Here is a 12,466-nt window from a genome sequence, read left to right on the forward strand (position 1 = left end):
CCTCCGGGCCGGCGCCTCACTCCACACACTGATGTCGACGCTCGTCGCCCCTCCTTCTTCCTTGCTGCCTCCCGGCCTGCCCGGGCGTCCGTCGTGGCGGGTGCTGATCGGTCTGACGCTGCTGGTGGCGCTGATCCACCTGCTGGTGCTCGGGCTGGCGCCGGTGGCCATCGGGCCGGAACCCTCGCCACTGGCGAGCAAGTTCAGCACGCGGACGATCGTGATCGCGCCGCCGGCTTCTGAAAAGCCCGCTGCTCCGGCTGCCGCCCCGGCGGAAGCCAAGCCAGCACCGCCGCCCAAGCCGCGCCGGCCCCGCGAGCCGTCGGCGCCCCGTCCGAAGCCGGCTCCTGCGGCCGTTACGCCAGCGCCGGAGCCAGACACTTCCGTGCCCCCTGCTCCGGAAACACCCGACCTGACGGCCCAGGCTGCTCCCGATTCAGGAGCAGCACCGCCCGAAGCAGCCGCCAGCGCCCCGGCTGGTGCGTCTTCCCCTGCCGGTGGCACGGGCAGCGGCACCAAGACGGCCGGCGGCAGCGAAGCCTCGGGAACCATCGCCGGCACCCAGGCGCTGAGGATCCCCGGTTCGGTCACGCTCGATTTCGAAGCCACGGGCCAGGTGGGGGCCTCCCCGCAGCGGGGCGTGTTCGGTGAGCTCGTCTGGCTGCAGGATGGCTCCCGCTACGACGGGCGGCTGACGCTCAAGGCAGTGTTCTTCACCCTGCTCAACTGGCACAGCACCGGCCGCATCGGCCCCTCCGGCCTAGAGCCCGAGCGGTACTCCGAAAGCCGCAAGGCCGAGGTGGCGTCGCATTTCGTGCGCGATCAGGGGCAGATCGTGTTCAGCAACAACACGCCCCCCGTGCCCCTGCTGGCCGGCGCGCAGGACCGCATGAGCGTCATGATGCAGCTCGGCGGCCTGCTGGCGGCCAGCCCGGATCGCTATCCGGCGGGCACCCGGATCTCGGTCCAGACCGTGGGGCCGCGCGATGCCGACGTCTGGGTCTTCGTGGTCGGCGAAGAGGAAAAGATAGCCCTCCCGGCCGGCGAATACACCGCGCGCAAGCTCACCCGCAACCCGCGCCGGGATTTCGATAGAAAACTGGAGCTCTGGCTTGCGCCAGCGTACGGTTATCTGCCCGTGCGCATCAGGCAGACGGAAGCAAACGGCGACTTCGCTGACGCCCAATTGCGCAAACCCCTACCCGCAGGCCCCTCGAATTGAGGAGAAAGTCACACTATCGAAGCAAAAGGTCCTGGAGATATGCCGATTAGCCTGTTGGTTTTACAAATAGACAACCTATCTTGAAACTGGCGCGTTGATTGCTATCTAAACCCCATGAACGCCATCGACATACTCACAGGGCCCGCCATGAACATGCTTTATGACTCGGAGTCTTTCGTCGTCGTACACGTGCAGCCCAATGAAGGCGAGGAGCCCGCGCAGCCGAATGTGCCGGTTCTGGAGCGCCATGGCTTCGAGATCGTGGACAAGCGTTCGGGCAAGGAGGTGTACCTCGACGGCTCCTGGGCCGAACTGTTCCAGCAGCAGATCGCCGCCTGGCAGCTCAACACTCCCACCCAGGAAGAGGTCGAAGACACGCTCGAAGGCTACGCCGAGCTGGCCCACACCCCCGTGTTGGTGCACTGAGCCGAAAACCCCGGAAACAACAACTCAGTAGGTCACGGTCACCGTGATGGTGTCGGTATAGCTGCCCGGCGCAGCCGTGTACTGGCCGGCAGGCAGGCGACCGTAGACGGTGTGCGTGGTGCTTGCCGTCCTGGTCCCGAACCCACCTGAGGCGGACGCGCTGCCCGACACCGTGCTGGTCGCCCAGACCGTCCCGTAGGTCGAACTGGTGTACAGGTTGTAGTTCAGGGTGTAGCTGCCATAGCTCATGTAGCGGCTCGTGGTCGTTCCCGAATTCCCCGCACTAAGGCTGACCGTATAGCTCAAGGTGCTGGTTCCGAAGACACTTCCTGAAAACGTGGCCGCCACCGTGATGGTGCCGGTACTTGTGGTGGCACTCGTCGTGGACGCGCTGTAGTTTCCGAAGCTCAGGGCCGTCGCGCTGATGGTGGCAGAGCAGGTCGGCGTCCCGAGCCCCGTCGACGTGCATGACGCATGTGCCGACGTGGCAGCCAGCGCGCCAATCAGACCGGCAACCCAGATCAGCGCGCTGTAGTTGGAAGCATCGTTTCGCATGTGTAGGGCCCGATTTGTGGCAGCGTGCCGGTGGTCGGAATGGGGCCGACCGTGAAACTGCAATGGCCAGTGCGCCAATTCGCCTCGAAGCGTTCGCCCGCACGGGGGCGATCGAGCTGCAGCGTGCCGCCGTAGCCGGTGATCAATGGAAACGGACGGCCTTCGCCGACAACGTCGATGCCAGCCGGCAGCGGCGACCCGTCGGGCAGCCGGATCTGCATGGTGGCGCTCAGGTCGCGCGAGATGTCGAAGGTGGCCGCCGCAACGCCCTTGTACGACGGCACGACCTGCAGCACGTCGGAGTGCACCTGCGCCGAAATCGGCAGATCGCCGTTGTCCACGCTGATCTTGTTCAGCTCATAGGCACGCAGCCCGGTCACGAGGGCATGCCCCTCGCCGTCGGTCGTCGTCGCCAGGTTGTTCTCCCGGTAGATCTTGATGCCGGCCGTGCCAGGCACCGTCACCAGCGCAAAGCCGTCGCTGGACGATTGCGCCGCGAAGAACATGCCCGACGTATAGCCCAGTGAGCCCTCGGCAAGCACCCTGGCGCTGGTCTCCTTGTTGAGGTCGACGACCTGCGCGTTGAAGCTCGCATAGGGGGTCCGCCAGGTTGCCTCGGCCTGGGCGCGCTTTGTCTCGCCATTCGAGGCAACGACGCGCCAGCCCAGCCCCTCATCGCTCGGAGTCGCCTGGCTGACGTCGACCGTGGTGGTGGTCTTTCCGTTCTGCCGGTTGGTCGTGGCCGATGCGGTCTGCCGGTCGCCCAGCGGAAGGGTCAGGCTCAAGCCGACCGATGCGACGCGCTGGCGATTCGCCGTGGCGCCCGAGTCGGTGCGCGCCACATAGGTGTTCAGGAACACCGCGCCGAGCTGAATGGAATGGTTGAGCGAAAGCACCTTGGCCTCGTCGCCGCCGCTATAGCGCAATGCCGTGTAGGCCAGGCCCAGGCTGCCATAGCGGCGGCCAAGGGAGCGCCCCAGGAACAGTTGAGTCTGCCCGGTCGTGTGCGTCTGGCTGTCCAGCCATGCAACCTGCATGAAGCCTGCGCTGGCGGATTGCCGGCTTGCCGAGAAGCTCCACTCAGAAGCGATGTGCGCGAACGAGACGCGCCCGAGCGTTCCGCTGCCCGAGTCCTGCGAGCGACTGGCCGCGCCGTGCAGTCCGAACTCCCCCAGCGGCGCCCACACCCAGGTCAGGCCGGCGCCGGCAACCTGAACCTGCGCGCCGGCCTCGCCATGCAGCTCCATGGTGGCCGTCTCGCTGAGTCCGCGGCGCCAGTTGCCGGCAGCGAACGGGCTGCCGTAGTCATTGCTCTGAAGGCCATAGTTGAGGCGGCTCCACCCCACGTTGACCGAGTAGTCCGACAAGCCCGCGCGCAGCAGATTCGTGCTCACGTAGTAAGGCGTCGTGACGGTGCGCCGCACGCCCAGCGCGTCGGACACCGAGAAGCTCATCTCACCCGCGCCGCTGAGCACCGGCACGTTGCTCAACGAGAACGGGCCCGAATCGACCTGCCCCTGATAGTGCAGCGTGTTGTTCACATAGGCTTCGAGCGTCGACGCGACGGCCGATCCGCCCGTGAGCGACGGCACCGGATAGCTGATGTACCCGGGGCTCAGGCCGAACTGCGTGCCGAACTGCACCCCGGCAAAGCGCGACGGCGTGGACCACGCGGCGTTCTGCGTGATGGCGTCGCCGACTGTCAGCCGCGTCAGGCGATCCGGGTCGTCGTAGCGGTAGTAGCTGTCGAGCCGGACCATCTTGCTCAGCGACGAAAGGCCCGTCGCATTCTGATAGGCCGACTGGCCGACGAGCACGCTGTTCGCCAGCAATCCCCATTGGCCCGAAACCGTGCTGTCGAGCAGTCCCGATGCGGCAGTGCCGTTGCTGTCGTGCTGCAACGCCATGCTGTAGTTGACGAAGGCGGCATTGACGGAAGGCGTGAGCGACGGCCGGTTCGCGGCCTTGCCGGTGAGTGCACTGGCCACGAATGCCGTCACGGGCAAGCGCACTTGCGCCGTCTGCGTGCTTTCTTCCAGCGCCACGCTGCCATTGGGCAACGCGGCGGGGTCGTAGTAGTCGGCCCCCTCGACCACGGCCGTCGCCTGGGCGGGAACGATGACGCGCCACGCCTGCAAATCGGCACGGCTGAACAGGAGCTTGCCCCCGTGCCGGAGCGCAGAGCGTGCAGGCCCCTCTGCCGTGCCATTGACTTCGACGTCGATGATTACCGGGGTGAACGCTCGGTCGTCTGCAATCACTTGGGCCTGCGCCATGTGTGCCACCGGCAGCCAGCAAGCGAAAGCGACCAGGCTACTGAGCTGCTGCAGCCGTCGCACCGGGAACTTGCAGGAAAACGGGAGAGAGCGGCACTTCGGAGTCCGCCTGCGCCTCGAGCTGAAGTCTGGCGCCCGGCGGCAGCGAAGGCAGTGCGACCGGCAGCCTTGCGCTTTGCTGCGGCAGCACGTAGACCGACATCCGTTGACGCAGCAGCTCGCTGCCATCCGCATGGCGCACGGTGACTTGCGTGATCTGGATGTGCTCGCGCCCCAGGTTGTCGATGGTCAGCGCCGACGCGCTCAGATGCCACGCGACCGAAGGCGCTCCCGCAGGGGACGAAGGAGGCACGAAGATCGGCAGGACCAGTTGCAGCAGCGTCTGCAATTCAGCGCCCGCCCCCTCGGTCCCCGTTGGCAGCGCCTTGTCGCGCGGCAACTGCCTCAGGAAGATGCGGTAGCTGCGCTCATCGGCCAGCGCGGGCACCTGCAAGCCAAGGCGCACGATCTGCCGGCCATTGGCCGGAATCCGGAAGATCGCCGGATTGACCAGCACCTCACGCGTAGGCGCATAGACATCCTGCTGGTCCTTCTGCGCCCAGCTCATGACTTCGGCCTGCATCGAGATCTCGCTGGCACCGTCGTTGGTCACGACCAGCGAAGCGACCGGCCGGTTGGGCTGCAGCACGACGCGGACCGGCGCGATCTGGATGCTCGCGGCCCGAACGTCGACAGGAACGGCCGAGACGGCCATCGCCGCCGCCGAACCGAGGATGATCGCCGCGCGCGCCAGGAGCTGACGCATAGCCCAATCGAGCGACATGGACCGTGAACGCTCAGTAGGTGAGCGTCAGGGTGATCGTGTCGGTGTAGTCCGTTGCGGGCGCCACTGCGTACTGGGCGGCCGGGACCTTGCCGTAGACCGTATGGGTCACGGCCGAACCTGTGCCGGTGTAGTCCGACCCCGTCGTGCTGTTGCTCCAGTTGGTCGCATACGAGGAGTCCTTGTAGAGACCGTACGACAGGCTGTTGTAGCCGCTCGTCGCCGTGGCGCTCGTCATGGTCCGGGCCGTCACCGAGCCGCTGGTGCCTGCGCTCATGCCCAGCGAGTAGGTGGTGCCGTAGGTGCACTGCACGGTGAACGAGGTCGCGCCGGTGAGCGCAGTGCCCGGGGTGAAGCTTCCGAACGCGAGCGTGTCGGGCGTGGCCATGGCGCAGGAGCTGAGCACCGTGGCCGTCACCTTGAAGGTCGTGGTGGCCGTCGTGGCGTGTGCGGACTGGAGCGGCAGCACGGCAAGCGCCACCAGGGCAGTGGCAATGGCGCCACCGAGTCTCAAGTTATTCATATCTACCCCGTAAGTGTCGGAAATTGAACCTCCGGATAGATGGATATCCGGCCCGTATCGCGAGTCACATGTGGTCTTTGGTATGACTTGTTCGCGACGGGCCGAGTAAACCCAAAGACTTAGTAAAAAATTAGCAGGCTGTCAGTTAAAAGTTTCAGAAGTGTTCAGCGGTAAATCCACCGGAACTTCGGCGGCGGCTGCGTGGCCAGCGCGCGAACGAAAAAGCGGGAGGGCGCGGACGACAGGGACAGGGGGAAATGGACGGCACTGCGCGCGCGTGCCGAGGGCATACGATGGCGCGATGCCTCCTCCAAACTGGCCCACCCGGGCCTCCCGATTCCTGCTGTTCCCCCTGCTCGCCGTCACGGCGTTCACGGGCTGTTCGGCGCTGTCCTCTTCCGGCGCCGATGCGCCCGACGCGCCCATCGCACGCCGCGTCGCGGCGCTCCAGCCGATCGATGCCCTGCTGCTCGGCGAGCAGCACGACGCGCCCGAGCACCATGTCATCGAACGCGAAACCGTCGAGGCGCTGGTCGCGCGCGGCCACCTCGCCGCGCTGGCGCTCGAGATGGCCGAGGAAGGCCGCAGCACCGCGCAGCTCACGCCCACCGCCACCGAGGCCCAGGTGCAGGCCGCCCTCGACTGGAGCGACAAGGCCTGGCCCTGGGCCAGCTACGGCCCCGCCGTGATGGCCGCCGTGCGCGCGGGCGTGCCCGTGGTCGGCGCCAACCTGCCGCGCGTCCGCATGAAAGACGCCATGGCCGACGTCTCGCTCGACGTGCAGCTCAACGGCGAGGCCTACAGCGCGCAGCAGGACGCCGTGCGCGATGGCCACTGCAGGATGCTCCCCGAATCGCAGATCGTCCCGATGACGCGCATCCAGGTCGGCCGCGACCGCGCGATGGCGCAGGCCATCGTCAAGGCGAAACGCCCGGGCCAGACGGTGCTGCTGATCGCCGGAGCCGGCCACGTCGTGCGCACGCTCGGCGTACCGCAGCACCTGCCCGACGACGTCAAGGTCGCCACGGTGCGGCTGATGGCCGCGCCGGCGGCTCCCTCGCCCGAGGCAGTAGCGGGCGACTACGACCGCACATGGCGGACACCGCCCCTGCCCGAAAAAGACTACTGCGCAGAGTTCAAGCGGCAGGCAAGACCGCAACCGAAAGCCTGAGCGCCCCATCGACAAGAAAAAAGCCGCGAGCCCGAAGGCCCGCGGCTTTTTCTTTCAGTACGCAGCAGCTCAGCGCGAGGTAATCGCCGACACCGCCGAGTTGCCCGTGGCCGATGCCGTGATCTGGTTGCCCGTGGTGCGCAGCGTGCTGTTGCCCACCGCGCCCGACACGCCGACCCCGAAGTTCACGCTCGTCACCGTGGCCGTCACTGCGCCGGTGTTGACCTGGTAGTTGCCGATGGCCGCGCTCGGCGCGCCCGTGTTCAGCGCCGTCTGCGTCAAGCGGTTGGTCGCGCTGTTGCCGACGGCCTGCGCCGCCAGTGCGTTGCCCGTGACGCCGACCGAGCCGCTCGACACGCCAGCCCCGGTGCTGTTGAGCGCCACCTGGTAGCTCGTGCCCACGCTGGTTGCCGACACCGCGCCCGAGTTGCTTTGGCTGTTGAGGATGGCCGCGCTCGCACCGACGTTGAGCGCCAGCGGCGTACCCACCAGGCTCGACGAACCCACTGTCGCCGCGCCGCCGTAGCTGCTGCCGCCGCTGGACTCGAGCACGTTGGTCGCCGCATTGCCGCGCGCCAGGGCAACGGTGGTGTTGCCGTCGAGCGAGACGCTGCTGCCGTTGAGCGGCACCGCGCCCGCCAGCGTCGCATTCGCCACCGTGCTGGCCGTCGCCGTCACTCCGGCCGTGCTGCCCTGCACATTGACGATGCCGACGCTGGCCCCCTGCGTCGCGCTGCTCGCCACCGTGGCGGTGTTGGTCGCGCGGTTGGCCGAAGCCTCTGCAAAGGTGCTGTTGCCCAAGATGGTGAGCGCGCCGTTGATCAGCCCCGGCGTGGGTGCGGCGTTGTCGTCGTTGTGGATCGACGTATTGGCCGTGCTGCCGACCGTCGAGGCGGCCGACTGGCGGTTCGACAGCACATGGTCGCCGGTGGCCACCACGTTGTCGGCGCTGCCGGTCTCGTTCAGCGTGGCCGAACCCGTCGCGCCCGGCGGCAGGGTGTTGACCGCGCTCACGCTCAGCGTGTTGGTCGCGTCGTTCATCACGCCCAGCGCCGTGTTGCTGTTGCCCGAGAGGCGCACTGTCGAGGCGGTGGATGCGGCCGGTGCAAACAGCTCCTGCGTGGACGTTGCCGTCACCGCGGCGGTGCCCGACTGCGTCGACTGCAGCGCCGAGCGCGCGCCAACGTTGGAGCCCGCGAGCGTCACGCTGTTGAGCGCCGTGTTGGCCACGGCCTTCGCGCTCTGGCCGTTGTTCGTCACGCCCAGCGTCGAGGTACCGACGATGGATGCCGGTGCCGTGTCGATGCCCACGATGCCCGTCGCGGTGGCCGACACAGGCCCGGTGCCCATCTGCACGTTGGCCAGTGCGTGGTCTGCCGTCACTGTCACCAACAGCGCCGGACCGGCTGCGGCCACGGCCGGGAGCGGCGTGCTGCCGGCGATGGTGCTGCTCTTCACGTCGATGCTGTTGGTGGCAGCGCTGCCGGTGGCGGCTGCGCTGGTGATGTTGCCGTCGAGCGTGGCGCTGCTGCCGGTGAGCGCGTTGGGGCCGGTCAACGTGAGCCTGGTCACGTTGTTGGCGTTGGCTGCCACGGTTGCGTTGCTGTCCTGCGCGTTCAGCACCGCAGTCTTGGCCGACTGCGATGCGCCGCCGGTCAGCGAGGCAGCGTTGGTAGCGCGGTTGGCCGCTGCTTCCGAGGACGTCGAGTTGCCCGAGGCGGTGAAGCTGCTGTTGACCAGGCCTGCGTTGGCGGGCACCAGGCTGTCTTCGTTGTAGATCGCGGTGTCGGCGGTGCTGGTGGCCGAGGTTCCGGCCGACTGGCGGTTCACCAGCACCTGGTCGCCCAGCGCCGCGGTGTTGCCGGGCAGCGCACCCTGAAGAATGATCGCGGGAACGAAGGATGCGACAGACGAGCCGCCCGCAACGGCGACCTTGTTGTCCACGTCGTTGATCACGCTCAGCGCCGAGTTGCTGTTGTTCGAGAGCTTCACCGACGAGCCCGTCACCGAGGCCGGCGCAAAGGCCTGCATGAACGAGCGCGACTCCACCGCCGCCGTGCTGCCCTGTGCAGACAGCAGCGCGGAGCGGGCCGACACATCGGTGGCCGCGAGCGTGATGGCGTTGCTGCCCGTGTTGGCCACGGCCTTCGCGCTTTGCGTGTTGCCGGAGGCACTCAGCGTCGAGCCGGAGATCACCGCGCCGACCGCCGTGTCGACACCGAAGGCGGCCGCCACCTTGGAAGAGATCGTCGGGCTCGTCACCAGCTGGATGCTCGACAGCGCATGATCGCCGACCGCACCTGCCAGGCCCGCGAGGCTGGTCGCACCGGCAAGCGGCAAGCCGTCGCCCACGGCGATGGTGTTGCCCTTCACGTCGATGCGATTGACGGCAGCGTTGCCCGTGGCCGAGCCGCCGGCGGCGTTGCCGTCGACAGCGACCTGCGAGTTCTGGATGCTCGCGCCGCCCAGCACCACCTGCACGCCGTCTTTGTTGTTGAGCAGCGCGCCTTCCTGCCCGGTCAGCGAGCTGACCGCCGCACTGGTGAGCTGCAGGTTCTGCACTGCGGTGGTGGTCGAGACGCCGACTGCATCCACGCTCACGCCGTTGACGGCGCTGTTGCTGGTCGCGCCGGCCAGCGTGGTGTTGCCGCTGGCGTCCACCTTCGAGTTGCTGATGGCACCGGTGACGGTGGTCTGCACTTCAGGCCCGCCGCTGCGTTGCGCCGACACCGTGCCCTGGCCCGACTGCGCGTTCTGCACGCTGAAGGCGGCGGTGGTGGCGAGCACGTTGCCCGTCAGCGTCGCACCCGCCAGCGAGAGGCCGGAGGTGTCGATGTTGTTGCCCGTCACCTTCACCGTGTTGTCGGTGGCGCGGCTGCCGTAGGCCAGTGCCTGCGCCGCGTTGTCCGAGCTGGACACCGAGCCGTTGCTCAGCGTGCCCGTGACCGTGGTGCGCGCCACGATGCCGCCGGCCGCGATGGCGGAGATGACGGTGTTGGTGCCCGCCACAGCCTGCGTGTTGGTGACGTTGGCGATCGAGGCATTCGAGCCGCTCACGTTGTTCAGGCCCAGCGTCACGCCGCTGGCTGCGTCGTTGCCGTAGGTGGCTGCGACGAAGGCGTTGTCGCTGTTCGCGACGCTGGCGCCCGAGACATTGCCGTTGACGTTCGCCGCAAAGGTGTTGGAGCCGGTCGCCGAGCTGCCGATGTTCCCCTGCACCGACTGGTCGTTCAGGATGCCGTAGGCCGCAGTCACCGTCGGCAGGGCGCCGGCCGCGTTGCTGAACGGCAGTCCGCTGAGCACATCGACCGTGACGGTCGAGGCCGGTGCGCCCAGGAACGGGCCTGGCGCCGCGGCCAGGTTGCCCGCGCTCACGCCCAGCGTGTTCGTCGCCGAGTTGCCGTAGGCAATGGCGCGCTGCAGGTTGTCGGTGAGCGCGACCGAGCCGCCCGTGAGGTTGCCGTTCACCGTGATGCGCGCTTCAGGAGCGAACAGCGCCGCGCCGGCACCGGAGGTTGCATCCGACATCTGCACGCTCGCGATGCCCGCGCCCGTGCCGACCGAGTTGCCGCTGAGCGTGAGCGTGTTGGTGGCCCCGCTGCCGAGCGCCACGGCTTCCTGCCGGTTGTCGGTCAGCGCCAGCGTGTTGTTCGCGACCGGTGCGCCGCCGCCGCTGGCGGTCAGCAGGATCTGCGAGCCGAAGTTGAGCGCCGCGGGGCCGCTGCCGTTGTAGTTGCCCTGCAGGTTGGTGAGCGTCGCCGCGCCGCTGGCGGACACGCGCCCGTCGGAGTCGGTGCCGCCCGTGAGCACGGCGTTGCCGTTGCCCAGCGCTACAGTGGCTGCCTGGATCGCCAGGCTCTGCGTGATCTGGTTGCCCTGCGCGGTGGCCGCCGATGTGTTGCCGGACACGGTGACCGAACTGCCGCTGGTCTGCCCCGTGCCGGGCGACTCGCCCGTCTGCGCCGAGATGACCGACGGGAGCAGGAACGCCGTCAGCGGTGCCGCCGAGTTGGCCTGCTGGTTCGACACCGCCGCCGTGCCGGTGAACGAAGCCGCGTTCTTGCCGCTGGCGATCGCGCTCGACGCCGTGTTGCCGGTGGCGTCCGCCGTGATGCTGTTGTCCGCGAGCGTGACCTGGCTGTTCTTGCTCGACTGCACGCCGGCCAGGATTTGTGCGCCCGCGGTCTGGGCGAAGGTGGTCACGCCGATGTTGCCCTGGCTGTTGACGATGGCCAGGTCGCTGTTGACGTTGCTGGTCACGCCCACGCCGTTGTGGATGCTGTTGTTGGCCGCGGTGGCTGCCGTGCCGGTGCCCGCGATGGTCACGTCGTCGATCAGGATGCGGTTGCCCGCCGTGCCGGCGGTGGTGCCCAGCGCCTCGTTGCCCGTGGCCGCGCTGGAGATCGCATTGCCCTGCACCGACAGCGAGCCCTGCAGCACGTTGGAGCCGCCGGCAGGCACGCCGCTCACGAGACCCGTGATCACCGAGCCCGTATTGGTTGCGCTGTGCGTGGCGGCGAGGATGCCGTTGCCGTTCGCCTGCAGGTTCGCGACCACCGCCGAGCCCGCGAAGGCCGGCGCGCCGCCCGACTGGATTTCGGCCGTGCTGGTGGCGCTGTTGGCCTTGAGCACCGCGGAGATCGAATTGCGTTCGAGCACGGCTGCCGTCGTCAGCGTGATGCCCGGGCTCGCCGTCAGCATCAGGTCGACCGTGTTGCCCAGCACCTGCGCACTGGAGCTCGCGCCCGTGGCCGACTGCAGCGAGGTCACCACGATGTTGCCCTTGGCATCGAACAGCGGTGCGCCCGCCGGATAGGTCAGCACCGAGGTGCCGGCCTGCGGCGAGGCGCCGACCGCGGCGGCGCCCGAGACCGCCGAGCTGCCGCTGTTGAGCGTGGTGGTGGCCGAGATGGTGTTGTCCGCGTTGACCACGCTGCCGGTCTGCAGCGTGCTCGATTCCACTGCCAGCTTGCTGCTGCTCACTGCGCTGTTGATCACGCCGGTGTTGGTCGCCACGCCCAGCGTCGCGGCGTTGTTCACCGGCGTGCCGGGCGCCGGCTGGATGCTGTTGGCAAAGCTGTTGCCGGTGGCGCTCGCGCCGACCAGGTTGCCGCTGGTGCTCATCGCCACCGGGTTGGGATTCAGCGGCGTGCCGGTGGAGGTCGTGCCCACGGTGGCGCTGGTGATGGTGGCGTTGACGGCCCCGGTGTTGTTGATGTCCGAGTTCACCGTCGGCGTGCCGGTGGCGGTGCCGTTGTAGGCAGCGTCGACCGAGGTCTCCGCGGCTTGTGCGCCGGAGGCTGCTGCAATCAGCGCCATCGCGACGGCCGTGCCGATGGTGCTGCGGCTGAACATGGGCGCGCGTACGGCCCGGCTCTGGATCTTGCGTGCTTTCATGGCGTGACTCCTCGGATGTTGTGGAAGCGGTCTGGGTCGGAAAGTGGATGCGCGATGCGCGCGGAACGGCAGG

Annotated in this window: 8 protein-coding genes; 3 read left to right on the forward strand and 5 right to left on the reverse strand. The window is 68.1% G+C overall.

What is annotated here, in order from left to right:
• Positions 1–31: 31 nt before the first annotated feature.
• Positions 32–1,222, forward strand: coding sequence for a DUF3108 domain-containing protein (locus ACZYSP_RS34315; RefSeq protein WP_489019024.1), 1,191 nt, complete (start codon positions 32–34; stop codon positions 1,220–1,222).
• Positions 1,223–1,369: 147 nt separating this feature from the next.
• Entirely contained in the window at positions 1,370–1,648 is a 279-nt protein-coding gene (locus ACZYSP_RS34320) for a BTH_I0359 family protein (RefSeq protein ID WP_176929076.1), read from the forward strand.
• 24 nt (positions 1,649–1,672) lie between these two features.
• Here the strand turns inward: ACZYSP_RS34320 and ACZYSP_RS34325 are convergent, their stop codons facing one another.
• Genes ACZYSP_RS34325 through ACZYSP_RS34340 form a run of 4 tightly spaced genes read right to left on the reverse strand, consistent with a single transcriptional unit; the run spans position 1,673 to position 5,825 of the window.
• Positions 1,673–2,203 carry a spore coat protein U domain-containing protein gene (locus ACZYSP_RS34325; RefSeq protein ID WP_354339404.1) on the reverse strand — a complete coding sequence of 177 codons (531 nt, stop codon included), beginning with the start codon at positions 2,201–2,203 and terminating at the stop codon, positions 1,673–1,675.
• Positions 2,170–4,479, reverse strand: coding sequence for a fimbria/pilus outer membrane usher protein (locus ACZYSP_RS34330; protein ID WP_489019027.1), 2,310 nt, complete (start codon positions 4,477–4,479; stop codon positions 2,170–2,172). Before ACZYSP_RS34330 ends, ACZYSP_RS34325 begins: the two co-directional genes overlap by 34 nt.
• 37 nt (positions 4,480–4,516) lie before the next feature.
• Positions 4,517–5,284: a fimbrial biogenesis chaperone gene (locus ACZYSP_RS34335; RefSeq protein WP_354339402.1), complete on the reverse strand. Its 768-nt coding sequence runs from the start codon at positions 5,282–5,284 to the stop codon at positions 4,517–4,519.
• Between the two features lie 31 nt (positions 5,285–5,315).
• Positions 5,316–5,825, reverse strand: a complete 510-nt coding sequence (locus ACZYSP_RS34340) for a Csu type fimbrial protein (protein WP_093059963.1) — start codon at positions 5,823–5,825, stop codon at positions 5,316–5,318.
• Positions 5,826–6,126: 301 nt separating this feature from the next.
• Between ACZYSP_RS34340 and ACZYSP_RS34345 the strand changes: the two genes are divergently transcribed.
• Entirely contained in the window at positions 6,127–6,996 is an 870-nt protein-coding gene (locus ACZYSP_RS34345; protein WP_489019030.1) for a ChaN family lipoprotein, read from the forward strand.
• Between the two features lie 69 nt (positions 6,997–7,065).
• Here ACZYSP_RS34345 and ACZYSP_RS34350 read toward each other — a convergent pair whose 3' ends face one another.
• The gene (locus ACZYSP_RS34350) at positions 7,066–12,393 is read right to left on the reverse strand and encodes a beta strand repeat-containing protein (RefSeq protein WP_489019032.1); all 5,328 of its coding nucleotides are present in this window, start codon (positions 12,391–12,393) and stop codon (positions 7,066–7,068) included.
• Positions 12,394–12,466: the final 73 nt, after the last annotated feature.

Source organism: Variovorax sp. F042, assembly GCF_057814215.1.